Origin of the sequence: Roseicyclus sediminis, assembly GCF_025515305.1 — a bacterium.
Classification (GTDB): domain Bacteria; phylum Pseudomonadota; class Alphaproteobacteria; order Rhodobacterales; family Rhodobacteraceae; genus Roseibacterium; species Roseibacterium sediminis.
Genome location: NZ_JAOPHT010000004.1, coordinates 64,204 through 87,991 on the forward strand (window position 1 = coordinate 64,204; position 23,788 = coordinate 87,991).

Sequence of the window (23,788 nt, forward strand, 5' to 3'; positions counted from 1 at the left end):
GCCCAATCCTGAAGGTCGGGCACGGCGGCCGCGCCGCTGCCGGTTGTCAGGACGGGAAGACCGTTCCCAAAGCCGTATCGACCGTCGCCACTATGGCGTCGATGTCGCTTTCGGTTGCGGTCAGGGCCGGCGCGGTGACCAGGACGTTGTTCGCGCCCGGCATGGATCGGTTCATCACGCCTATGATGACACCCATCTCTGCGCAGCGATTGACGACGTGTCGCACCATGGATTCTGGCGCGGGCTCCTTGGTGGAGCGGTCAGACACCAGTTCGATTCCGGTGAAAAGCCCCTTGCCTCGAACGTCGCCGATCACCCGGTGCCGGTCTTTCAGCGCGGCAAGGCCCGCCAACAGCCGTTCGCCCATCGCTGTGCAATTTTCTAGAAGCGCTTCGTCCCGAATGATGCCGAGGTTTTCCAGCGCCGCGACAGGGCCTGCGGCGCAGCCACCGTAGCTCGAGATGTCGCGAAAATGGTCGAGTGGATCGTTCGGGTCGGACCTGAACATGTCGAAAACCTTCTCGCTCGTTACCAGGCACGCAATAGCAGCGTATCCCGAGGCCAGACCCTTTGCCATCGTCACGAAGTCCGGCTCGACACCGTAATGCTGATAGCCGAACCACTGGCCGGTTCGACCGGCGCCGCAAACGACCTCGTCAATGATCAACAGAATCTCGTGTTTTCGGCAGATATCGCCTACGCTTTCCCAGTATCCTGAAGGCGGGGGTATCACGCCGCCGCCCGCGGTAATCGGCTCGAGGCACAGGGCGCCGACGGTGTCCGGCCCCTCGCGCAGGATGACCTTCTCGATCTGCTCGGCCGCCCACTCGCCGTAAGCGTCGGTCTCGACTTGTGCGCGATATTCGAAACAATGCGGAACCTGCACGAAACCTGGCGTCAGAGGGCCGTATTGCAGGTGTCGCTCTGGCTGGCCACTTGCCGATAGCGCGCTGATCGTGGAGCCGTGATAGTCGCGGTCTCGAAAGAGGATCTTGTATTTGCGCCCGCCGTGCTGCTTGTGCGAGATCTGGCGGACCATCTTGAACGCTTTCTCGATCGCCTCCGAACCCGAGCTGCAATGGTAAACGCGGCTCATGCCCGGCATCACGTCGATCAGCGCTTCGGAGAACAGGGCGGCGGGCACAGAGCCTGACGAACTTACGAAATAGTGCATCCGCTGCATTTGTTCCGACACGGCGTCGACGATCCGCTTCCGTCCGTATCCGACGTTCACGACCCAGCAATTGCCCGAGTTCGCGTCGAGATACTCCTTGCCGTGGATGTCCCACAGCCTCAGTCCCTGGGCCTCGACGAAGATCCTGGGATCGGCTTTCGCCAGCGACCTGTGCTGCAGCATGTGATGCCAGACATGGGCGCGGTCGGCGCCGAGCACCGGGCCGGGATCTCCGTTGAAACGTTCGAAGGTCAAGTTACGGCTCCATCATGATCGGACGTGTCGCTGCGCAGAGTATGCGCGCCCGTGAGAACCCAAAGGGTCACATGCGCACGACCGATCCATACAGCGCGGTGGCGAAGCCGCACGGTGCATCCTCAAGCCGTTGCAATCTGTATGCATCCAAATGGGAAACTGTGAGTTTCAGGCATTCCGCACGGTACAACACAATACTGTTGGAATTTTCACGCGGTTGGTCCCCGGGACCAGATTTGACCGCGCTTTGCAATGGATCGGGGAGAGCGCGCTATGAAAATCAGGAAGATATTTGCCATCGAGGAACTCGTCTTCCGCGATGAAAGAGGAGTCGAGGATGGACGGCTCAGTCGTGTGACCGCCGTGGCGGTCGTGGAGAACCCCCTTGCGGGCAGCGCCGACGACGATCTGTCGGTGCTGTTCGACTACGGGGCGGAACTTGGGGCTATGCTCGCCGACTTCGCGCTCAAGCGTCTCGACGGCGCCCCGACCAGCTATGGAAAAGGCGCAATCGTCGGTAGCGACGGAAGCGCCGAGCATGGCGCCGCGATACTTCATCCGCGTCTTGGAAAACCCGTTCGCGCTGCCATCGGCGGCGGCAAGGCGCTCATGCCATCGAACGTGAAGGTCGGCGGCATCGGAGCGGTCCTGGATTTGCCGATTGGACACAAGGACGATCCGTGGTTGTTTGATTACATTGACACCATAACCATCGGTTTGCCGGATGCGCCCAGATCCAACGAGATCGCCGTGTACCTCGGTCTCGCCAACGGAGGTCGGCCGCGCGCCCGTTCCGGGTCGGGACCATCGTAGCGGCACGATGCCCATCGGACGCCGATCACGGACGCTGCGGTCTCAGGGGCTAGTCCGCCATGCTGGCTGATCAGATAACGATCGACCGAGACGCGCCGGAGAGCCTGCAGAAACAGATCCGGCGTCAGATCGCCTACGCAGTGGTCAGTCGCCGTATCGCTCCCAATCAAAGGTTGCCGTCCATAAGGGCGCTCGCGCGAGGCCTCGGCGTCAGCACGACGACGGTCGTTCTGGCCTACGAACTGTTGCAGATGGACGGCTTCATCACGAGCCGCAACAGATCCGGATTTTATGTCGACCCTGACGCAACGCCCGCACTTCTTAACAGCGACGAAACGCCCCTCGCGGAGGAGCCATCGCGGATCGATTTCACGAAGGTATTCAGTAACAAGCGGTTCGACATCTCGGTAAGGGTCGATCCGCCCGGAAGCCTTGGGCGGTACGAGTATCCCTTTGTCCCAGGGGCGATGGATCCCAAGCTGTTTCCGACAGCGCAATGGCGCGAATGCGCGCTCGATGCGGCCAGCACCTTGGAGCTGCAGAGCTGGACGGGTGATTTCACGCTTCACGATGACCCGCTGCTGATCGAGCAGTTGATCCAGGTAGTGCTGCCCGATCGGGGAATCTTCGCGCGCCCCGATCAGATACTCGTCACCGCAGGCAGCCAGAACGCGGCCTATCTCTCGATCAAGCTGCTTCTCCAGCCGGGAGACCGGCTTGCGATCGAGGATCCCGGTTACACCGATGCGATGAACATGGCGCGGATCGAGGGCGTCGATCTGGTGGCTTTAAGATACGGAAAGGAGAGCTTCGCCTACGACGAGCGTATCGCGACCTGCAACTGCCTTTACGTGACCCCGAGCCATCAGGTCCCGACAAACCGGACCTTGTCTTTGGACGCCCGGAAGGCGTTGGTGGCCGCCGCCGCCGAGCACGGTCAGTTCCTCATAGAAGATGACTACGGCTGGGATGTCGCCTTCCGCGCCCCCTTGCCACAGGCGATCCGTAGTCTCGGACCGTCAGGAAACGTGGTCTATCTCGGGTCTCCGAGCGACATGCTCGTTGCTGGGCTGAGGATCGGTTACATGGTAGCAGATCGCGAGATCATCAGGCGTGCGCGTGGACTTCGGCAGTTCATCCTGCGCCACCCACCCGTGGCGAACCAACGCAGCCTCGCGCTCTTCATCCAGCGAGGATACCTTTCCCGCCTGCAGGTCACGCTCAACAAGGCGTTCCGTCTACGGTCCGATATCGCGCTCGAGGCGCTCGAAGACTTCTTTCCAAGCCTTCCGGAAGCCCCTGCCACGGGAGGAACGTCGCTGTGGCTTCGCTTGCCGGAGGCTGTCTCCTCTTTTGGCTTGCAGCAGAGGTTGCTTGCCCAGGGGATCTACGTCGAAACCGGCGCGGATTGCTTCCTCGAAGAATCGAGCCGCGACAACTTCATACGGCTTGGCTTCACGGCGATCGAGGTCAACAAGATACGGCCCGGCATCGAGAAGATCGCAAGGACGCTTCGAGAGATGATGTGAGTCACTGCGTCCGGTCTAGTACTCAACATCTGATGACCTGGATTTCGCGTCCGATGCGGCTACAGAATTCGGCCGCTTCCGTGTCGAAGATGATTGCCTCGATCGTGGAGGACTGTCCCGTTCCCCTTGGTCCGTAGAAATTGCACTCGTGATTGATGACGGTCATCGGCTCGAAAACATCGCCGGGTTTCGTGAAATGTAGATCATATAGGAGCGATCCGACCCAGTCAGGCGGAAACGCGATGCCCGTCTCGTATCCTCCGGACCAGTAGATATCCTGCTTGACCCCTACGGACTTGTAGTAGTCGTCGATGGCTTCGAGCATCGGGCGGATTTCCATGCCAGGCCTGAGCATCTCGGCTATGATTTCGAAGGCGCCAATTGTCTTGTTGTGAAATTCCGTGACATCGTCAGGTGGATCGCCGACCCAGAACGTTCGCGCTGTGTTGGTGTGGTATCGCTTGAATACACCGCTGCAATCTACCCAGACCCGCTCGCCCTTGCGGATTTCCTTCCGGCTTGAGAGAGGGTGGAGGCAGTTGCTCCGAATGCCGGATGCCACGGGCGGCAGGATGCCGGGGAACTCGCCTCCGGCAAGCGCCATTGCATGGATCATGGCGCCGAAGACCTCGAGTTCGGTAACCCCCGGCGATATGGCCTCGCGCGCGGCATTGAGCCCAATATCAGCGAGAATGCCGGCTTGTCTGTGTGCCTCGAGTTCGGCCGGCGACTTTTTCCGCCGAACGGCCGCCATCCGGTCGGTGATATCCACGACTTCCAGGCCGTGCGCCGCTATCTTGGCCTGAAATTGCGCTGATACGACTGGATTTGGCCGGTAGTTGCGCAATTCCAGCCCCACAGGCCCCGCGAGCCAGCCCTCTGCCTGCAATTCGGACAGGATGAAACTCTGCCCGTCGCGGACAGCTGCGTTCGGGTAGAAGCGCATGTCGGCCCCCGGAACGCATTCCAGAGTGGCTAGGATCGCCTCGCGCGGGGTTTCGAAGAAGATAAACCTGTCATGGTCGACGTGGACCGCCACGCCGCTGGCCGGTGGCGAGTGGGCGGGACTCTGACCTTGGTAGTATTCGCAGGAAAACCCGGTAATGTAGCAGATCATCTCGGGTGAACTAAAGAACACCAGCGGTACGCCGGCCGCTTCCATCGCTGTCCGAAGAGCTGAAAGGCGGCGGGCATACTCCTCGGGCGGGAAGGGTGGATGGTTGTGCTGCCGAGCGATGTCCAGGGCGATGTCGGCGTTATTCATCATCAGGGCGTTCCTCGATCTCTATACACAGCAATACCAACTTGGTCCGGGGCCTCTAAGACGCTTCGGTTCGAAAGATCAGATCGGCAGCCGGCACGTCGAGTTCACGCGCCCATCTGTGCCCCTCGTACACGGCCGCAGCGATTGTCGACGGCGCCACGCAGTCACCGATGCGAGACACTGACCGGATGCCGTGGTCAGCCCATCGCGATTGCATCGCGACGATCGCGTCGAAAAGGGCGGTGCGCGGCGCGCGCGAGGTTACCGGCACGAAGCTCCGGCATGGAATCCTCGGAGATCGCGACCTGTCGAGGACATGTGCAAGGTGCACCGCGCCGTCCTCGCCTCGCACACAGGCATGGCGCTCGATCAGGCTCACGCCGCACTCGAGAAGCCGTGTTTCGATCAGGGACCGGTCCAGGGTGAGTTCCGAGAAAGCGCTCACGACGCTTTCCGGCGTCACGAGCGTCACCTCAAGGCCGTCCAAGGCCAGCTTTTCGGCAATCACCGAACCCATGTAGTAATGGTCGTCGTCGAAGATCACGACAGGGCCGTCGGGCCGCCCGCCGCCCATGATGTCATCGGGTGTCAGGATGGAGATGCTGTTGTCAACGGGCAGGTGGGTTCGATGGGTCCGGCCCAGTCCGTCAGCGCGCCAGGCCGAACCGGTTGCGATGACGATATGATCGCACCCGACCACCAGCGTCTCATCCGCCGAAAGCTCGCTTTGCTCGAAGAGCGAAACCGAGCCGCTCTGTTGCAGTTGGTAAAGCCTGTAATCGAGGACGCGTTTCCATGTAGCCAGCCCCGGCAGCCTCGACTCGCGTGCTACGCGGCCGCCGAATTCCGACGCTCGCTCACTCAGTATGACATCATATCCTCGCTTCATGAGCGTCGTAGCGCATTCGAGGCCGGCCGGACCGCTTCCAATGACAAGTACGGATGCGCTGGCGCCCTTGTCCGGAACGATCTCGGGATGCCAGCCCTTGCGGAATTCCTCGCCCATCGTCGGGTTTTGCGTGCACCGCAGAGGCACCATAGTTTCGTCGGCGGACGCGCAGATGTTGCAGCCGATGCACTCGCGAATGCTGTCGATCGCGCCCGCTTCGACCTTCTTGGGAAGGAAGGGGTCGGCGATCGAGGGTCGTGCGGCGCCAATCAGATCAAGCACGCCCCGCCGGATCTGCGAGGCCATCATGTCGGGTGATGTGAACCGCCCGACCCCGACGACGGGAACCTCCACGAGTCGTTTCACATAACCGATCCGATCCTCCTGGTGCCCTTCGGGTCCGAAGCGGGAGGTGAGCGAGTCGAGCCTCCACTCGCGGACGTTCACATCCCAGAGGTCCGGCACATGCGACAGGAGGCCGACTGTATCTTCGCTTTCGGCGAGATCATGGTTGCCTTCGCGATCGCGCGCATCGTCCGCGGTGAAGCGGACAGCGATGGCGCAGCGGTCCCCCACGGCTGATTTCGTATCCTCCAGTACTTCGCGCAGCAGCCGCACGCGGTTCTCGAGGGCCCCGCCGTACTCGTCGCTTCTGTCGTTCAACTGCCGCGACAGGAACATCCCGTTCAGGTTGGAATGCGCGCGGCAATAGACATAGACGATGTCGAACCCGGCATCAGCGGCCCGCAGCGCGGCCTCGCGGTGCCACCGGCGGTAGTCCCGTATGTCCTGCTTGTCCATTTGCCGGGACTGAAGCGGATAGTTGAAAGCGTTGACTGGATGGGACGTGACCGAAAACGGCGCTTCGCGGCTGTAAAGCCCGGCATCGCGATGCCCGGAATGCGACAGTTGGACTGCGGCTAGCGCGCCTTCGGCATGCACGGCGTCCGTCATCCGTTCGAACGCGCGGCGGTCGCCGTCCGTCCAGATACTCCCTTCGTTCAAGGGGCGAAAGTCCGAGTTGCGGTGGATCTCGGTTTCCTCGGTGCTCACCACCGCCCAGCCGCCCTTGGCCTTCATCGCGCGCATCGCCGCCATGCTTTCGGGGTAGCGCACGCCCATGCCGTTGCAGTGCGGCACCTGGTAGAACCGGTTCTTTGCGACATGCGGGCCAATTCTGATCGGCTCGAACAGGATGTCGTACCTCGCGTCCCGTACCATCGGTCGTTACCGGGCCTTGCGGGCGAATGGAGTGGCGTGGGCGCGTTCTGACTGGATGAATTTCTGTTGAGTCCTTGAAGCGCATCGCCCGGCCGTCCCAGATGGCTTACGGGGTGTTCCCGGCCGGGAACCGGTTCCTGTCAATTCGCCTCGCATGCCAATTCCCTTCGGCATCTGACCTGAAAAGCCTGCTCCGGAAGACTATCCGCCGGGACAGGCTCTGGAATACGCACAGCGCCCATAAGTGATCTGTACAGGTGAAGACGGCCAGCTTCTCGCACCGCCCGAGGCGGCCGGACGGAAACCGTCGAGACAGTGCGTGGGGAGGGTGCCCGCGGGCGCGCAGGATTAGTGCCCGAGTGCGTCCGGCCTTCCCGTGCAACAGCAACGCCTAAGAATTGGGCGGCCGCGGATCGGCAATATAGGAACGCCCGTCGACATGATGGCTGTATGCATCGATTGGGTAAACTGCACGTTTCAAGGCGTCCGCCGCTGCGAAACAGTTCGCCGGTACGGCGCGAAAGACGCGGTCGGGCCAAAGTCTCAAAGCGACGTAGTCGACCTAGAAAGGAGAAAAGATGAAGGCTCTTTCTGTATGCACGGTCCTCGTTGGTCTTACCGGCACTGCGGCGTTCGCCGATTGCGGCGAGATCGAGATTACCGAATTCGATTTCTCGTCCGCGCAAGTGAATGCGGAGATCGCGAAGTTCATTCTGGAACAGGGTTACGGCTGCGACGTCGCTTTGGTACCGTCCAGCACGACATCTGCGATCGCGTCGATCTCCGCCACCGGAAGTCCGGACGTCCTAACGGAGATTTGGGAAAATGCCGCGGGCGTCCTGCGAGAGATGCAGGGTAACGGCGAGGTAACCTTCCTCCAGAATGTGTTGAGTGAAGGCGGCCAACAAGGCTGGTGGGTGCCGCAGTACCTTGTTGACGAACATCCCGAGCTGGCGACGATTGAGGGCATTCTGGCAAATCCCGATCTGGTCGGCGGTCGTTTCTATTCCTGTCCGGATGGCTGGACCTGCAACTTCACCAACGGACACATAGCGGAGGCCTATGATCTCGAGGGCGCGGGTATCGAGGTTTTCGTACCTGGCAGTGGCGAAGTCCTCGCCACGTCGTTGGCGTCGGCCTATGCTGACCGCCAACCGTGGCTAGGCTACTACTGGGCGCCCTCACCACTGCTCGGCGAAAATCCTATGGTTCTGGTGGATCTGGGCCCCTACGATCCAGAGGCGTTTTCCTGCAACGCATCGGAAGACTGCCAAACGCCTGGCCCAACGTCTTATCCTCGGGACGAGGTCTGGACCATCGTCACAACGGCGCTGACCGAGCGCGAACCGGAAGCGACGGCAATGCTCTCGCGGATGGCCTTCACAAATCAGGAACTCGGTGCTGTATTGGCTTGGCAGGAAGCCAATGGCGCATCGGCCGAAGAAGCTGCTGTTTACTTCCTGACGAACTTTCCGGATGTTTGGGGCGGCTGGCTGAATGACAGCGCGCGTGAGAATCTCTCGGCGCTTCTTCAGTAAGGACTGTCCGACTGCCCCGTGCCGGCGAAGAGGCCGGGGCGGGGCAGGACGGCCCCGGGGGATCTTTGCATGGCGGCTTATGACTGGTTCTTCGATGCCGTTGGCCTGCGCGCCTGGTGCGACGCAGACGCAGTCGATACGCCAATGTCGATGGCGGAGTTGCTGGCAACAACCCGGGGCGGCGATGCCGCCAATGCCGAAGAGGGCGGCTTCCTCTTTCCCTCTTTGGACGTCTTGCACGGTGCATGTCCTGCCATCGGCCAGACCCGTGATCTGACTGCCTTTCTGGAGGAGGGTTTTCTCGCCGCCCGAGACGAGCTGAGGATCGTGTTGGACCCGATCACGCAGCCGCTGAGCTGGATGCTCGATGGCGCGTTGGCCCTGTTTCAGGCCACGCCTTGGTGGCTCATGATTCCGATCCTGCTTTTCGCCGCTTGGTTCGCGAGCCGGTCCCGCCCGGTGACTGCATTCGTAGCGGCAGTCCTGATCTTCTTCGCGGCCATCGATCACTACGATGTGGCGATGCAAACCTTAGCTATCGTGTTTGTCTGCACCAGCCTGTCGGTTGCAATCGGCGTGCCGATCGGGATCGGCATGTCGCGGTCGGACCTCGCGCAGCGGCTCATCGTTCCCATCCTGGATCTGCTTCAGACACTGCCGACTTTCGTCTATCTGATCCCACTGATCTTTCTGTTCTCGGTCACCGAGTCGAAGCTCTACGGAATTGCCATCATTCTCTATGCAATCGTGCCGGTGATCCGCCTGACCGATCTCGGCATCCGGCTTGTCGATCGCGATGTCATCGAAGCCGCCGACGCCTTTGGCATGACAAAACGGCAGAAGCTGTGGCAGGTGCAGTTGCCGCTGGCACTTCCCAATATCATGGCGGGCGTCAATCAGACGATCATGATGAGCCTTGCGATGGTCGTGATCGCCTCGCTCGTGTCGGCGCCTGGCCTCGGCGTGCTTGTGCTGCGCGGGATTCGCAATCTTGAGCTTGGTGTGGGCATCGTCGCGGGGATCGGCATCGTGTTGCTTGCCGTGATCCTCGACCGTGTCTCGAAGGCCGCGCTGAGCCGCGTCGACAAGCAGGGCAAGGCACGCTGACCGATGCCCGGTGCCAAGATCGCAATTCGAAACCTCTACAAAATCTTCGGCCCTCGCGATCGGGAGATGGTAGCCCGCGTTAAAGGCGGAACGGGCAAGCGCGACCTGCTTGAAAACCATGCCCACGTGCTGGGTCTGCAGGACATCAACGTCGACATGCAGCCGGGCGAAATAACCGTCATCATGGGGCTGTCTGGCTCGGGGAAGTCGACGCTCATTCGACATCTCAATCGCCTCATCGAACCGAGCGCGGGCGAGGTTCTGGTCGATGGGCAAGACGTTCTGAAACTGGGGCCGGCCGAACTCCAGAAACTGCGCCGGAAGACGATGTCTATGGTCTTCCAGAAGTTCGCACTGTTGCCGCACCGCACGGTCGCACAGAATGCTGCGATGCCGCTTTTTGTGCAGGGGGCGCCGGAGGGCATGCGGGTCCGGGAAGCCGAGAAATGGCTGCAACGGGTCGGCCTTGGCGGCTATGGCGACCGCTATCCGTCGCAATTGTCCGGCGGGATGCAGCAACGGGTTGGCATCGCGAGGGCGCTCGCGGCCAATACCGATATCATGCTGATGGACGAGGCGTTCTCAGCGCTCGACCCGCTCATTCGCACGGACATGCAGGACCTACTGCTGGAGTTGCAGCGAGAACTACACAAGACCATCGTCTTCATCACCCACGACCTCGACGAGGCGCTGAAACTCGCCGATCATCTGGTGATACTGAACGACGGCGCAGTTGTGCAGCAGGGCGACCCGCAACATATCCTGCTCAACCCCGCCGATCCCTACATCGAGGACTTCGTGAGCGACATCAATCGGGCGCGTGTGTTGCGTGTGCGCTCCATCGCCACGCCCGTGCAGGCCGCGCGGTTCGATGGCGAGGTCGAGGCTGATGCTAATCTCGAGAGCCTGATCGCTACGTCAGATGGCGACACGGCGCGTATCTACAGGGTGAGAGACAACGGCGAGATCATTGGCCAAGTGGACATGAAAGACCTCGTCAAGGCTTTGGTGCCGAGCGTACGGACCGAAAAGGGCGAGAAGTGATAAGCAAAGCGGTCGTTCGAACCATGCTGGATAAACCAAATCGGAACAGGCCGTTCGCTGCGCACCCGCCTGACGTATCACATGCGGACTTTACAGCCATGGAATTGCGTGGGTCCTTTGACGGCTCGCCACGGTAGAGCGGCCATTTGATGGAGGGGACGGGACCGGGATCAGAAAGCGAAAGGAGATTAAAGAACAGACCATCGCGAGGCGCCGCTTGCTGCATCGCCAGACAGCGGCATGAACTGCAACAGCAACGAGCCAGAGCCTCCGCTCATCAAACGGCCCGCATGTTCCAAATCATCTGACGACGGACAGATCGCTCACTATCCGTCAATTCTACTTCGACACCGTCTCTCGGATAACCGAGAGAACGTTGAGAAACGCTCGCACGGTCTCCCTCTCCTTGACGTCGTCGAGTGTGTAGACGCCAATCTCGACTTTTTCCCTTGGGCGGTCTTTCACATCGAGCACCGTGACGCCGGCTCGCTCGAATTCCGGTTTCACTGAAACGGGATACACGAGATACGCGTCGCAGTCCTTCAGCAGATCGAGGCCCGCGGCGACCGAGTTGCTGGACAAGGGCGTACGCGAGGGATGACTCCAGTCGGGATCCTTTAGGCCGGCCGGTGCTTCAACAATGCCGAGATGGCGGTTCACCAAAGGGGCAACGTCAAGCCTTGGGAATGCCGCGAGGTCCTGCCGCAACACGGTCTTGCCCGCGAGAGGATGCCCCGACCTCACGAAATATGCATCCTCGACTTGGAAGAGCTGCTCGAACGAAAACGCAAGCCCTTCGCTGATCGCGCCAACGCGCGAGCCGATGAAGCAATGCACATCGCCCGACATGAGATGTCTAAGGCCGTCGAAGCTGCTGCAGATTTCGACATGCAGAAGTGTATCGGGGTTCTCGCGGCGGAACTCGCCCACCGTCTGCCGGACGAAAAGCGGCCACCAGGCATGGCCGCAGCCGATCTTCAACGACGGTCGATCGAGGAGTTTTCGCGCCTGGATCTCCGCCGCCGCGTGGGCATCGAGGCGGGCCATGACGCGCGCGTATTCGTAGAGGATCCGGCCGTAATCGGTCAGAACCACGCCGCGCGAACTTCGCCGAAACAACGCGACGCCATGGGCTTCCTCCAACTTGCGGAGGTTCACTGACACCGTCGGCTGCGAGACGTTCATGGCCTCGGCGGCGAGTGAGACATTCCCGGTTTCCGCAACCGCTAGGAACTGACGAAGGCGGCGTTCCATCGGATCTCCGATCATAGCTTTCGTCTATATTACGGGCCGAAGTTCGTATTTCAATAATGACAATTTATCCAATACCCCAACCTGGACGGGCGCAACGACGCCGGATCAAGGGAGGAAAGACCCAGATGACTTCGACGACATCAACATTCGCCATCCTCGCCGCAACGCTGGCCGCTCCGGCTTTCGCGCAGGACCAACTGCCGTTCACGCCCGGCGAAGGTCCGTTTTCCTGGGAAAGCCTCGCCGAATTCGCTGCTGCGCACGACTATACCGGCGAGCAAGTCACAATCGCCGCGCCCTGGCTTGGCCCGGATGCGGATGCCGCCGTGCTCGTCCTGCGCTATTTCGAGCAGGCCACCGGCGCCACCGTGCGCGTCAATGGCTCGGACGCGTTCGAGCAGCAGATCGTCATCGACGTCGAGGCTGGCTCGCCGCCGAACATCGCCGTTTTCCCCCAACCGGGCCTGATGTGCGACCTTGCACGCCGGGGGCGGTTGGCCGATCTGGGCGAAGATACAGCGGCTTGGATGACCGAGACTTATGCCGCCGGACCTTCCTGGACCGCACTGGGAAGTTGCGCCGGCCTGGAGGGTTTTTTCGGGTTTTCCTACAATGTGAACGTGAAGTCCCTGGTCTGGTACAACCCCGAAAACTTCGCGGATCAGGGCTATGTCGTGCCAACCTCGATGGAGGACTTGCGCGCCTTGACCGAGCGGATGGTCGAGGACGGTGTCACGCCCTGGTGTATCGGGCTGGGGTCGGGCGCCGCGACAGGTTGGCCTGCGACCGACTGGGTCGAGGACATGCTGCTGCGAACCCAGCCGCCCGAGGTATACGACGCGTGGGTCGTGGGAGAGATCCCCTTCGACGATCCGCGTATCGTGGCCGCGATCGAGGAATTCGGTTGGTTTGCCCGCAATGACGCCTTCGTCAGCGGTGGCGCAAGCGCTGTCTCCTCTACCGATTTTCGCGACAGCCCCCTCGGCCTGTTTTCCGCCCCGCCGCAATGCATGATGCACCGTCAGGCCTCTTTCATTCCCGCCTTTTTCCCCGAGGGTACGGTCGTCGGCGAGGATGTCGATTTCTTCTACTTCCCGGCCTATGCCCAAGCCGATCTGGGCAATCCTGTCCTCGGCGCGGGGACGCTGGTGTCGATCACAGATGACACGCCCGCAGCCCGTGGCCTGATCGAGTTCCTGAAGACGCCGATGGCTCATGAGCTTTGGATGGCCATCGAGACGCAGGGCTTTCTGACCCCTCATACCGGTGTCGCGCTCGAGGCGTATCACAATGACAGTCTTCTGCGGCAAGGCCGGATCCTGCAAGAGGCGACCACCTTCCGCTTCGACGGATCCGACCTGATGCCCGGTGCGATCGGCGCGGGCAGCTTCTGGACCGGCATGGTGGACTATACCGGCGGCGCCGATGCCGCATCCGTCGCCCGGTCGATCGCGCAAAGCTGGGATGCGCTCAACTGAGCAAGCCCGGCGTCGGCCCGGCCTTCCTCCCGGCCGGGCCGAGGTTTTCTCGGGGTCGTTTGAGGCCGGCGCGAAGGTAGAGCCATCCGGTGAACCAATCTCGCCCAGCCGCTCGCGATGACCGCTACCATGCCGCGTGCGCTCGTTCGCGGGCGGCTTGTCCCGTCGTAATGACCAGTCCGCTTGCACGTCAGTGCCGCGACATCCCCAACGGCACAGCCGACGACCACGCCAGCCACATAGCCCAGGACCAACGACCAGATGACAGACAGCAACACCCCATGGTGGAAGACCGCGACGGGCTATCAGATCTACCCCCGCAGTTTCTGCGACAGCAATGGCGATGGGATCGGCGACATTCCCGGGATCGTTTCCAGGCTCGACCACCTTGCCGATCTCGGGATCGGGTTCGTCTGGCTTTCGCCGGTCTATGCCTCGCCCATGCGGGACAACGGATATGACATCGCGGACTACTACGCGATCGCACCGGAATTCGGGACGCTCGACGATTTCGACGCGCTTGTGGCCGAGGCCGCGGCGCGCCAGATCCGGATCGTCATGGACCTCGTCGTCAACCACTGCTCTTCGGATCATACGTGGTTTCGCAAGGCTTGCGAGTCGCGCGATTGTCCCGAGCACGAGTATTTCTACTGGCGCGATCCCCGCCCCGATGGTTCCCCCCCGGACGATCAGCGTGCCTGTTTCGGCGGCTCCGCCTGGCACTGGGTGCCTGCCATTGGCCGTTACTGCTACTGCCATTTCGGCCCGCAGCAGCCGGATCTGAACTGGCACAATCCCGCGCTGCGCACCGAGATCTACAACATGATGAACTGGTGGCTCGACCGGGGCATCGGCGGGTTCCGCATGGATGTGATCGAGCTTGTCGGCAAGGATATCGACGCCCGGCACTACTATGAAGGCCCGGACATGCACCGGTTCATTCAGGAAATGCACCGCGAATGCCTCGCCGGGCGCGATATCGTCACCATCGGCGAAAGCTGGTCCGTCACGCCCGGCACGGCGCTCGACTATTGCGGGCGCGACCGGGGCGAACTGAACATGGTGTTCAGCTTCAACCATATCCAGGCGGCGTGGGATCCCGCCAAGGGCCGCTTCGGCCCCAACCTGTTCGATCTGCCAACGCACAAGAAGATCTTGGCAGACTGGCAGAGCGCACTCGCCGAGGATGGGTGGAATTCGCTCTACCTGTCGAACCATGACCTGCCGCGACCGGTCTCGCACTACGCCGACGACGGGGTCCATCGTGTCCGATCTGCAAAGATGCTCGCTGCTGTCACCTACTTGATGAAGGGCACGCCCTTCATTTTCCAGGGCGAAGAGATCGGCATGACGAACGCCCGGTTCGAGCGGCTCGACCAGTTTCAGGATATCGAGACCCTCGGACAATTCCGGGAAGTGATGGCTGCCGGCGGCAGTGTGGAGGAATTCCTCGCGGGCGCGAACGCCAATGCGCGAGATCACGCGCGCACGCCTGTTCAATGGACCGCGGATACATGGGCAGGGTTTTCGACCAGCGAACCGTGGATGGCCCTGAACCCGAACTATCGTGAGATCAACGTCGCCGCCGACAGGGCGGACCCGGATGGGGTTTTCGCGTGGTATCGCAAGCTTGTCAGGCTTCGCAGGGCGCTTCCAGTCGTCGTCGAGGGCACGTTCGAGATGTTGCTGCCAGAGCACCCCTCCGTTCTGTGCTATGTCCGTACCCTTGGGCCGACGCGATTGCTCGTTCTCGGAAGCTACAGCGCAGATCCGGTGACGCTTCCACCCGCGGCCCTGCCCGAGGGCAACTGGGATCTGCTGCTGACCAACGTGGGCGACATTGCCCATGTCGCGATACCCACGTCGTTGCCGCCCTTCTTCGCCGGGGTATGGCTGGACGTGTCAGCGAGGAAAACCACCCCCACCCGGCAGGCCGCCGAGTCTGCGTTGCCGTCATGAATGACCTCGCGCGCCTGATACTGCTGCAGGATGTCCTCACGGTGCTCATGGCAGGGCATATCCTGTGGGTCCTGCGGCGAGCCTTTGGCAGATCGTCGGTGTCGCCCGTCATTCTGCTTTTGCCCGTTTGCGTGCTGGCATGGGGTGCGGCCTGGTCTTACGTGCCAGCCCTCTCGGCAACGCGATTGACGCCGCTGCCCCTTGGACAGGCGGGAGTGATGCTCCTGGCGCTGGCCGGTCTCACAGCGTTCTGGCTCAGCCCACAGTTATCCGGACTTGGCATGACGTGAGCCTTGCCCGGAACAACACCGCGCCTTTCGTCATTTGGCGACCCGCACACGTGCGACAGCACCCGTGGGAGGCCGTGTTCCCGAACAGGACCTTCCGACGGTGATCTTCAATCCCAGGCCGTCCTGAGGCGGCGCGCAAAGTCCCGCTCGGATAGAGCGCGAACACCTACCCGGGGCCCGCCCTCCACGTAGCCGACGAAGGAGAAAGGCATCCTGCCAGAAAGCGCCGCGGCCGCCACCGCATCGATCAGGATCGTCTGCCGGCCGTAGACCTCGACCGTGGGCACCCGGGCATGCGGATAGATCGCGTCTATCAACTCTGCGCAGAAGAGGCGCGAGGGGTCCGATGCATCGAAGGCGGTGTCGAATGGCGTGCCGATCAAGGGCATGCTGCGTGCCAGAAGACGACGGTGGTCCATGCCTTGCGGACGCAGGATGAGGGCAGCATCGCCGTCGAGCACGATCTCCGGGCGCTTGAGCTGGACGCCGCCATCATGGGCTTCGAGGAACGTGGAGCCCGCGGAAATTGCCGCGCGATGTGGCGCCAGCGCCGGATGATCCCATAGGCCGGATGCCCGCAGTTGCTCCTCGGTGCCGAGATAGGTCGCGGAATGGCTGAAGTGTCCGGCAAACATGAGGCCGGTCGCCCGGTTGTTGGAGTTGATCAACACGAGGTCGAATGGCTGCAAGGCACCGGTGAAAAGCGCCATCGCCTCGGGGGACCCTGTCAGTCGGCCGGGGCGGAAACGAATAAGTGCGAAAGGCCGGACGATTCCGGCGTTGGCCTCGAGAACGTCGAGGGCCCAGTCGGGAAGCGGCTCCAGCCCGCCTTCGCAGCAGCCCGACACGATCTCTGCCGGGCCCGCCTCGGGGTCGGGCGGATCGACAAGCGGGGGAAGGCCGCCGCATCCGGCCAGAAGAAGCGGCATGGCGAGAATAACTCCCAAGAAGAGCGCTCGAACATCTGCCATGAACGCGAAACCGGCGACCAAAGGGCGATGCTTGCCATTTCTGCCGATGCTTCGGAGGACAAATGCCTTCAAGTTTCGTCTCCCGTTCGGCGGCTGACGGGAAACTTTCCTCGACACGGTCCCGTCCCCACATCCCGTCGCCCATCGAACAAGGTAGTCCATGCATCCCCTCGTTCCGGTCCACGCTCCGGCATGGGTTTGGTCGCGTCAATCGCATGCTCTGTCGCAGGATCCGAGGCCGGACAGGCGTATTCGCCCGGACCGTTCCCGGAAAACGTCAATCCGGGAAAGCCCATCCGCAGCGCATACTCCAAGGGGGACACCATTATCTTGACGGAGCTGAATAATGACGATGAATAGCATCATGGAGACGGGTGGTCCGATTTGAAAGACGTGTTGGGGGGAGGACGGCATGTCTTCGTCGGCGGCGGGATCGCGTCGCTTGCCGGGGCGGCCCTGCTGTTGCGGGACCACGGTGTGCGCGGGACGGACATCGTCATTCTCGAGGCCTCGCCCCAGATCGGCGGCAGCCTCGATGCCACGCCTTATGCCAACGATCTCTATTTGATGCGTGGCGCCCGCATGTTCGAGGCGCATTACGTCTGCATGCTGGACCTCCTGGGGGCAATTCCTTCGCCGGACGGCAGCGGCAACAGCCTGAGGGACGACCTGATCGCCTTCAACGAGGAGCACCGGGTGCCCTATGCCTTCGACCAGCTCGTCGACGGCCGGATCCTGGGCAGGCACAGCGGCGGCCTCAGATCGGGTCAGTTGGCCGCTTTCCTCCGCATGATGGTGGCGCCCGAAGGCCGTCTTGATGGACTGAAGATATCGCAGTGCCTGCCACGAAGTTATTTCGACAGCGAGCACTGGCTGGCGGCATCGACAGTCTTCGCTTTCCAGCCCTGGCATTCAGCGGCCGAGTTTCGCCGTTACATGCGCCGCTTCCTCCATTTCGTCATGCCGCCCGAGGTGCGAACGCCCGTGTTTTCGACCCGGTACAACCAGAGGGACTCGATCATCGCGCCCCTTCATGACTGGCTGCTGCGTTCAGGGGTCGAAATCCGGACCGCTTCCCGTGCGACCGACGCCAGGTTCGAGCAGGAAGGTTCCGGCCGGCGCATCGTCGAGATCCTGACCGAGGCAGGGCCGTTCACACTGGGCGGGGATGACCGCGCATACCTCACGCTTGGGTCGATGATCGACGGGGCGGCGATCGGGGCGCCCAATGAGCCACCACCCGCTCCGCCTGGCACGCTTCCAGCGTGGGAGTTCTGGGAACAGGTGTCGCGCCGTGCCCCCGGTTTCGGACGCCCGGACGCTTTCCGCGCCGACCGGCGGCGGACGGAATGGCAGTCCTTCACGATCACGCTTCATGACGGCAACCTCGGCGCCCACCTGGCCGGTTTGCGCCCGGCCGGGGCCCATCCGAGTGCTCTTGTCGCGCTGGCGGGCTCGCCGTGGCGGCTTTCGATCCTGCAAGTCGAGCAACCCCATTTCCGCGATCAGGCTGCCGGCACGGAGGTGATCTGGGGCTATGGCTTGCGTCCGGATCTCCCCGGGCGCTTCTGCGGCGTGCCCATGACCGAGGCAACGGGCCGCCAGATCCTGGACGAAATCGCCGGTTTCCTTCGGCTCGATGGCGGCGAACGCAGTCGCGTCTTTGGCGACGCGACCGTCATCGGCTGCCGCATGCCCATGATCACCAGCCAGTTCCTTCCGCGCAGGCGCGGGGACAGACCGGCCGTGCACCCGGAAGGCGCGCTCAACTACGCCTGTATCGGCCAGTTCGTCGAACTCCCCGACGACACCGTCTTCACGGTCGAATACTCTGTTCGCAGCGCATGGCATGCCGTCGCGAGCCTGAACAAGGGCGGCCCGGAGCCGCCGGGGGTTGTGCACCCGGATCGCGACCTCGCGCTGATCGCGCGCGCGTTGCGATATGCGCTTCGGCCTGCGCCGTCGAGCGGCAAAGGCTGAGCGGGCGCGATGGGACACCGTTTGCGCATCGGACGGCGGGGAGGTCGAATGGCCTCATTGCCCTCAATGGCGCCGATCCCGGCAGCAGCGTCAGCCATTTGCCAGGGCATCGAGAAACCCGAGACCGTTCGGGAAACCGGGATCGAAGCGGGACACCATCGTTTCGTGCCGGCTGCAGTCCTGCCGCTGCTCCTGTCTGTTCTTCTTCTTTCCGGCTGCGCGGCCCCGGGAAGGACCGGCGCATCGGGCCGTGAAGGCGAGGCCTTGATCCCGATAACGATGGAGGGCCCCGAGCGGTCCGCGGCCCGGTTCATTCTGCCCGACCCACTGGCCCGGAGGATCGCGGTTCGCATCGCGCCCGACTGGAGCGGGCCGCGGCCGGTTCGCATCGCATGCGACGGGCGCGCCTTCGTTCGGACGCCGGAGCAGCGCGTGCCCCTGGCACCGCGGGCCCCGCGGACGGTGCTGCTCTCGCGAGAGGTGGCGGCAGACCTCGATTGGCAGCCCGAAAGCGGTGATTGCGAGCTGAGCTGGGGAACAGGCCACAGTCTAAGTCTCGTCTCCGAGACCGCACTCTCCCCGTCGTTGTCTTCGCCCGCCCTCCGAGACGATCCCTGTCCGCCATCGCGAAGTGCGGACGGCGATCCCTTGGCCGCCGTATTCCTTGCCGAAACCGGCATGATGACGACGTGCGCCTTTTCGGCGACCACGCCGCCACGACTCCTCAGCGACGGTGTCGATGCGCTCAATGCGCGAATGGCGGCCCTGCTCGGGCGCCCCCTGCCGCGCGCCGCGCTCCTGTCGGGCGATCCGAACCTTCCGCTCGACTTCTCCGATGCTCCCGACCTCGACCTCGTCGTGATCTCGTCCCTCAACTTCCGCGCGGATTTCCAGAGCGCGCTTCTGACGCGGGCGCTGGCCTATCATGCGCAGCGAGGGACGCCCGTCCGCATCCTCGTATCGGCAACGCTGGTGCGCGGACGCGACCGCGCGTTCCTGACGGAGTTCGCGGCGCGCTATCCCTCCGTGCAACTGCAGTTCTATGTCTGGAGGCAAGACAGGCCGGGCCGCGCGGTCGACCGGCTTCAAAGGGCCCAGCACACCAAATTCTTTCTGACGCTTTCACCGGACCCGGGCGCGACCCGCGTCATCCTCGGCGGTCGCAACCTGCACGACGGATACTTCTTCGACCGCCCCTTCGACCTGACCCGATGGCCGGCCCTGCGCGACCATATCGAGGAGAGGCTCTGGCAGCGCGGCTATTTCTCGATCTTCGAAGACCTCGACGTCGAGATCCGTGATCCCGCGATGGCGCGGTCCATCGCGGCGCAAGCGGTCGCATACTGGCACCGAGACGCGCAGTCGCTCGCGCCTCTGGGCCCGGCACGGATCGGGCCCGAGCCGTCGATTGCCGGTGCCGGGGCACAAATGCGGCACGCGATCTCGCTGCCATGGGAGGATGGCAGGGGCCTCGAACGCTGGGTCGCGGCCATGATCGACGCGGCGCGGCAGGACATCACGATCGTGTCGGAGTTCTTCTATCCCCCCGACCGCATTCTCGACGCGCTCCTGAGGGCGGAGGCGCGGGGCGTTCGGGTGCGCATCCTGTTTCAGCTGGGCTCGCCCGAGCCGTCCGATGTCGTGGTCCGTCCCCTGAACAGTCTTTCGGTGTCGCGCTGGGGCGACCGGTTCGAGTTCTTCGCGTATCGGGGGCCGGCCCAGTTGCTGCACGTCAAGATCCTGGTCATCGACGGCGCGCTGTCCGTGCTCGGCAGTTCCAACTTCAACCAGAGAAGCTATCTCCACGACAGCGAGAACGTCCTGGCGGTACTCGACCGGCGGTTCGCGCGGCAAGTGATGGACCTCGCCGATGACCTCATTGCGTCGAGCGAGCCAATTCCTCCCGGCCAACCGACGCCGCGTCTTGGGCAACTGATCGAGCGTTTGCCATGGGTCCTGGGCTGGTTCTAGGCCATGGGCCTTGAAGGGCCCTCGATTGAGGGGGGGCGACTTGTGGTCGGAGCCGTCGATCGATGCGCTTGGCCTGAAGATCTGTGCCCGGCTCGACGACTGGAAGCGGGGGCGGCGGCGTTCGGCGGGCCCTTCGCCGCGCTCGCCGGGTCGGCATGGTCCCGCACCGCGCTCTGCTCCGGTGTCACTGCCCTGCCGATCCTTCTGTTTCTGCCAGCACTTCCGCGTCTGCGCCTTCGCCCCGATCCGGACGACCCTTCATTTCAGAATGCGCCCGGCTTCAATATGTCCCATGCGAAAGCTTTTCGGGGGCACCCCGGTCTTCGCCTTGAAAAACCTTGTGAAATGCCCCTGGGCCGAAAACCCGATCCGATCCGAGATCTCCGCGATCGTGACGCTCGGGTCGCTGAGCAGAAGCGCGGCACGTTCACAGCACAACGTATCCAGATACGTGCCCGGAGATAGACCCGTGCACAGTCGGAAGCGTTCGTAGAATTGTGAACGGGACAACCCTATGGTCCGGGCGACATCGTTCAGGTCGAGATCCTTGGCGGGTTGCTCGTGGAAGAGCTTGATGGCCTTTCGAATACGATAGTCGCTGACGAAGGACCGTTCGGTACTTTGCAGCGACCTGGCGTTGGTTTTCGACGAATGCAGAACCATCCCGAACAGGTCGCGCAGGGACGTGTCGAAATGTTCTTCGTCGCTTTGCATGGACGTCATCTGATCGGCGAGTTGAATGGCCTGATCGCGCAGCTGCGGGCTGACCGTCGCGGTGGTCTCGGCAAAGGGCAGGTCGTTTGAGCCCATGAGGACCTGCGAGCCCAGGTCACCGAACCAAAGGGTGTCGAGGTAAAGCGCCAGAAGCACCGTCGGCTCGTTGCCGGCCGCACGTGCGTTGGAATGCACGACCCACGGATTGACCAACACCATCTGGGTGTCGCTGAGCTTCGCACTGCGCCCGTCGACCTCGTAGACCGTGTCGGGGCCGGACAGCTTGATCAGGGCATGCACCTTGGAATGCGCGTGGTCCATCACAGGTTGCGTCGCCGAGAGCAGAGCGACACGCCCGAAGGTTCCCACGGCGATTCCAAGTGCCTCGGCCATCGTGCCTTTCTCCAAACGCCCACGACTTAATCGGACAAATAGGTAAATAGCAAGACGTCTGGGCAAAGACTGAGCGCCGCGTCCATGTGAACCTGCCCGAACACCAAGGCGTGGACGACGCGCAGATCAGGAAGAGGCCCTACCGTGGCGAAACTGCCGGAATTTCTGAAGATGGACTGCTATGTCGGCGGCGCCTGGGTCGCGGCGGGCTCGGCCGAACGTCTCGATGTCGTCGACCCTGCCACGGGGGAGAGCCTCGGCTCGGTGCCGCGGATGGGCGCAAGCGACACGCAAGCCGCGATTGCCGCTGCACAGGCCGCCCATGAGGACTGGAGCGGTCGGACAGCCGGGGACCGTGCCCGCGTTCTGAACGCCTGGGCTTCGGCCATGCGCGACCACGCCGAGGACCTCGCGCAACTGATGACGCTCGAGCAGGGAAAACCCCTGTCCGAGGCGCGGGTCGAAGTGGAATACGCTGCCAGTTTCTTCAGCTGGTTCGCCGAGGAAGGGCGCAGGCTTTACGGCGACATCATCCCGTCCCACCGCCAGGATGCGCGCATTCTGGTGACGCGCAACTCCCTGGGGGTCGTCGGGGGCATCACGCCCTGGAACTTCCCGTCTGCGATGGTGACGCGCAAGGCCGCCCCGGCGCTGGCGGCGGGCAATTGCATGGTTCTGAAACCGGCCGAGGCGACACCCCTGTCCGCGCTGGCCATTGCGTCCCTCGCGGACATGGTGGGCGTGCCGCCGGGGGTCTTCAACGTGGTCACCGGCGGGCGTGAGGACGCCCCGGTGATCGGCAAGGCCATGATCGACAGTCCGCTGGTGCGCAAGATCGGCTTCACCGGCTCGACTGCCGTGGGCAAGCAGTTGATGCGTGACTGTGCAGGCGACCTGACAAAGGTGAGCCTCGAACTCGGCGGCAATGCGGCCTTCATCGTTTTCGAGGATGCCGATTTCGACGCCGCGCTGGAAGGCGTGCAGATCTGCAAGTTCCGCAATGCCGGTCAGACCTGCATCGCCGCCAACCGCATTCTTGTACAAGAAAGCATCCACGACTCCTTTGTTGCAGCGCTGACGGCCAAGGCGGAACAGATCAGGGTCGGTCACGGGCTGGATGCGGGTGTCTCCCAGGGCCCCTTGATCGACACCCGCGGGCTGGAGAAGGTCGAGCTCCTTGTCGCGGATGCCCTGGAAAAAGGGGCCACGATCCACACCGGCGGCGCAAGGCACGCGGCCGGTGGCACCTATTACCAGCCCACGATCCTGACCGGCGTGACATCGGCGATGGATATCTCCCATCAGGAGGTCTTTGGCCCGGTCGCCGCGATCGGCAGTTTCCGGGACGAGGCGGAGGCCATCGCCATGGCCAACGACACCCCCTATGGGCTCGCCGGCTACTTCTACAGCCGCGATGTCGGGCGGATCTTCCGGGTCGCCGACGCGCTCAAGACCGGCATCGTCGGCGTGAACACGGGACTGATTTCCACCGAGGTCGCCCCCTTCGGCGGGGTAAAGGAAAGCGGTATCGGCCGCGAGGGTTCGAAGTACGGAATCGAGGACTGGACCGAGCTGAAGTACATCTGCCTGGCCGGTCTGGGGGCAGTCGCATGATCGTCGAAGAGCGGATCTACACCCTGCATATCGGAAAGGTTCCCGAATACCTGAGGCTTTACGAGGCCGAGGGGCTCGCGGTGCAGACACGGATCCTTGGCGGGCTTGTCGGTTACTACCAGGTCGAGTTCGGCCCCCAGAACCAGGTCGTTCATCTTTGGTCCTACACTGACCTGGCCGATCGACAAGCGCGCCGGCAAGACCTGCTGCGCGATCCCGAATGGCAGGCCTACGTTCCGAAGATCAGGCCCCTTGTCCGGTACCAGGAAAACAAGCTGCTGCTGCCCGCGCCCTTCATGCGCGAGCAGGGATCACGGTGACGGAGGCACT

At 62.8% G+C, this 23,788-nt stretch carries 18 protein-coding genes; 12 read left to right on the forward strand and 6 right to left on the reverse strand.

Going from position 1 to position 23,788, the window contains the following annotated elements; all coding sequences use genetic code 11:
* Positions 1-46 precede the first annotated feature (46 nt).
* Positions 47-1,357 carry an aminotransferase family protein gene (locus N8I71_RS07355; protein WP_262877575.1) on the reverse strand — a complete coding sequence of 437 codons (1,311 nt, stop codon included), beginning with the start codon at positions 1,355-1,357 and terminating at the stop codon, positions 47-49.
* A 345-nt stretch (positions 1,358-1,702) separates the two neighbouring features.
* Between N8I71_RS07355 and N8I71_RS07360 the strand changes: the two genes are divergently transcribed.
* Complete coding sequence (locus N8I71_RS07360) at positions 1,703-2,242, forward strand: amino acid synthesis family protein (protein WP_262877308.1); 540 nt, start codon at positions 1,703-1,705, stop codon at positions 2,240-2,242.
* Between the two features lie 59 nt (positions 2,243-2,301).
* Positions 2,302-3,771 (forward strand): aminotransferase-like domain-containing protein, encoded by a 1,470-nt coding sequence (locus tag N8I71_RS07365; protein ID WP_262877309.1) that lies wholly within the window; start codon positions 2,302-2,304, stop codon positions 3,769-3,771.
* Positions 3,772-3,793: 22 nt separating this feature from the next.
* Here N8I71_RS07365 and N8I71_RS07370 read toward each other — a convergent pair whose 3' ends face one another.
* Both N8I71_RS07370 and N8I71_RS07375 read right to left on the reverse strand, forming a co-directional pair.
* A complete protein-coding gene (locus N8I71_RS07370) occupies positions 3,794-5,038 on the reverse strand; it encodes a M24 family metallopeptidase (protein WP_262877310.1) in 1,245 nt (414 codons plus the stop codon).
* Positions 5,039-5,090: 52 nt separating this feature from the next.
* Positions 5,091-7,145 carry an oxidoreductase gene (locus tag N8I71_RS07375; protein WP_262877311.1) on the reverse strand — a complete coding sequence of 685 codons (2,055 nt, stop codon included), beginning with the start codon at positions 7,143-7,145 and terminating at the stop codon, positions 5,091-5,093.
* Between the two features lie 578 nt (positions 7,146-7,723).
* Between N8I71_RS07375 and N8I71_RS07380 the strand changes: the two genes are divergently transcribed.
* The 3 genes from N8I71_RS07380 to N8I71_RS07390 all read left to right on the forward strand — a co-directional run bounded on the left by N8I71_RS07380 (position 7,724) and on the right by N8I71_RS07390 (position 10,834).
* Positions 7,724-8,683, forward strand: a complete 960-nt coding sequence (locus tag N8I71_RS07380) for a glycine betaine ABC transporter substrate-binding protein (protein WP_262877312.1) — start codon at positions 7,724-7,726, stop codon at positions 8,681-8,683.
* A 69-nt stretch (positions 8,684-8,752) separates the two neighbouring features.
* On the forward strand, positions 8,753-9,790 hold the full coding sequence (locus N8I71_RS07385) for an ABC transporter permease (protein WP_262877313.1): 1,038 nt from the start codon (positions 8,753-8,755) through the stop codon (positions 9,788-9,790).
* A gap of 3 nt (positions 9,791-9,793) precedes the next feature.
* Entirely contained in the window at positions 9,794-10,834 is a 1,041-nt protein-coding gene (locus N8I71_RS07390) for a quaternary amine ABC transporter ATP-binding protein (RefSeq protein WP_262877314.1), read from the forward strand.
* A 339-nt stretch (positions 10,835-11,173) separates the two neighbouring features.
* On the opposite strand, the gene N8I71_RS07395 is transcribed toward N8I71_RS07390, so the two are convergent.
* Positions 11,174-12,088 (reverse strand): LysR family transcriptional regulator, encoded by a 915-nt coding sequence (locus N8I71_RS07395; RefSeq protein WP_262877315.1) that lies wholly within the window; start codon positions 12,086-12,088, stop codon positions 11,174-11,176.
* Between the two features lie 125 nt (positions 12,089-12,213).
* Here N8I71_RS07395 and N8I71_RS07400 point away from each other — a divergent pair, with 125 nt between their 5' ends.
* From N8I71_RS07400 to N8I71_RS07410, 3 genes are all read left to right on the forward strand, one after another.
* The gene (locus tag N8I71_RS07400; RefSeq protein WP_262877316.1) at positions 12,214-13,566 is read left to right on the forward strand and encodes an ABC transporter substrate-binding protein; all 1,353 of its coding nucleotides are present in this window, start codon (positions 12,214-12,216) and stop codon (positions 13,564-13,566) included.
* A 261-nt stretch (positions 13,567-13,827) separates the two neighbouring features.
* A complete protein-coding gene (locus tag N8I71_RS07405; RefSeq protein WP_262877317.1) occupies positions 13,828-15,525 on the forward strand; it encodes a glycoside hydrolase family 13 protein in 1,698 nt (565 codons plus the stop codon).
* The gene (locus tag N8I71_RS07410) at positions 15,522-15,815 is read left to right on the forward strand and encodes a hypothetical protein (RefSeq protein ID WP_262877318.1); all 294 of its coding nucleotides are present in this window, start codon (positions 15,522-15,524) and stop codon (positions 15,813-15,815) included. Before N8I71_RS07405 ends, N8I71_RS07410 begins: the two co-directional genes overlap by 4 nt.
* A 107-nt stretch (positions 15,816-15,922) precedes the next feature.
* Here the strand turns inward: N8I71_RS07410 and N8I71_RS07415 are convergent, their stop codons facing one another.
* Entirely contained in the window at positions 15,923-16,948 is a 1,026-nt protein-coding gene (locus N8I71_RS07415; protein ID WP_262877319.1) for a hypothetical protein, read from the reverse strand.
* 231 nt (positions 16,949-17,179) lie between these two features.
* Here N8I71_RS07415 and N8I71_RS07420 point away from each other — a divergent pair, with 231 nt between their 5' ends.
* Positions 17,180-18,766, forward strand: coding sequence for an oleate hydratase (locus N8I71_RS07420; protein ID WP_262877576.1), 1,587 nt, complete (start codon positions 17,180-17,182; stop codon positions 18,764-18,766).
* 678 nt (positions 18,767-19,444) lie between these two features.
* On the forward strand, positions 19,445-20,737 hold the full coding sequence (locus tag N8I71_RS07425; RefSeq protein ID WP_262877320.1) for a phospholipase D-like domain-containing protein: 1,293 nt from the start codon (positions 19,445-19,447) through the stop codon (positions 20,735-20,737).
* Positions 20,738-20,995: 258 nt separating this feature from the next.
* On the opposite strand, the gene N8I71_RS07430 is transcribed toward N8I71_RS07425, so the two are convergent.
* Complete coding sequence (locus N8I71_RS07430; RefSeq protein WP_262877321.1) at positions 20,996-21,844, reverse strand: helix-turn-helix domain-containing protein; 849 nt, start codon at positions 21,842-21,844, stop codon at positions 20,996-20,998.
* 144 nt (positions 21,845-21,988) lie between these two features.
* On the opposite strand from N8I71_RS07430, the gene N8I71_RS07435 reads away from it, so the two are divergent.
* Positions 21,989-23,458 (forward strand): NAD-dependent succinate-semialdehyde dehydrogenase, encoded by a 1,470-nt coding sequence (locus tag N8I71_RS07435; RefSeq protein ID WP_262877322.1) that lies wholly within the window; start codon positions 21,989-21,991, stop codon positions 23,456-23,458.
* Positions 23,455-23,778, forward strand: coding sequence for an NIPSNAP family protein (locus tag N8I71_RS07440; RefSeq protein ID WP_262877323.1), 324 nt, complete (start codon positions 23,455-23,457; stop codon positions 23,776-23,778). The genes N8I71_RS07435 and N8I71_RS07440 overlap by 4 nt, the downstream gene beginning before the upstream one ends.
* The last annotated feature ends 10 nt before the right edge of the window (positions 23,779-23,788 follow it).

Bases quoted from the DNA above. Each gene is read 5' to 3' on its own strand.
- N8I71_RS07440 (WP_262877323.1), top strand. From the start codon at position 23,455: ATGATCGTCGAAGAGCGGATCTACACCCTGCATATCGGAAAGGTTCCC.
- N8I71_RS07390 (WP_262877314.1), top strand. From the start codon at position 9,794: ATGCCCGGTGCCAAGATCGCAATTCGAAACCTCTACAAAATCTTCGGC.
- N8I71_RS07425 (WP_262877320.1), top strand. From the start codon at position 19,445: ATGATGACGACGTGCGCCTTTTCGGCGACCACGCCGCCACGACTCCTC.
- N8I71_RS07395 (WP_262877315.1), bottom strand. From the start codon at position 12,088: ATGGAACGCCGCCTTCGTCAGTTCCTAGCGGTTGCGGAAACCGGGAAT.
- N8I71_RS07430 (WP_262877321.1), bottom strand. From the start codon at position 21,844: ATGGCCGAGGCACTTGGAATCGCCGTGGGAACCTTCGGGCGTGTCGCT.
- N8I71_RS07360 (WP_262877308.1), top strand. From the start codon at position 1,703: ATGAAAATCAGGAAGATATTTGCCATCGAGGAACTCGTCTTCCGCGAT.
- N8I71_RS07385 (WP_262877313.1), top strand. From the start codon at position 8,753: ATGGCGGCTTATGACTGGTTCTTCGATGCCGTTGGCCTGCGCGCCTGG.
- N8I71_RS07380 (WP_262877312.1), top strand. From the start codon at position 7,724: ATGAAGGCTCTTTCTGTATGCACGGTCCTCGTTGGTCTTACCGGCACT.
- N8I71_RS07365 (WP_262877309.1), top strand. From the start codon at position 2,302: ATGCTGGCTGATCAGATAACGATCGACCGAGACGCGCCGGAGAGCCTG.
- N8I71_RS07400 (WP_262877316.1), top strand. From the start codon at position 12,214: ATGACTTCGACGACATCAACATTCGCCATCCTCGCCGCAACGCTGGCC.
- N8I71_RS07405 (WP_262877317.1), top strand. From the start codon at position 13,828: ATGACAGACAGCAACACCCCATGGTGGAAGACCGCGACGGGCTATCAG.
- N8I71_RS07370 (WP_262877310.1), bottom strand. From the start codon at position 5,038: ATGATGAATAACGCCGACATCGCCCTGGACATCGCTCGGCAGCACAAC.
- N8I71_RS07375 (WP_262877311.1), bottom strand. From the start codon at position 7,145: ATGGTACGGGACGCGAGGTACGACATCCTGTTCGAGCCGATCAGAATT.
- N8I71_RS07415 (WP_262877319.1), bottom strand. From the start codon at position 16,948: ATGGACTACCTTGTTCGATGGGCGACGGGATGTGGGGACGGGACCGTG.
- N8I71_RS07355 (WP_262877575.1), bottom strand. From the start codon at position 1,357: ATGCTGCAGCACAGGTCGCTGGCGAAAGCCGATCCCAGGATCTTCGTC.
- N8I71_RS07410 (WP_262877318.1), top strand. From the start codon at position 15,522: ATGAATGACCTCGCGCGCCTGATACTGCTGCAGGATGTCCTCACGGTG.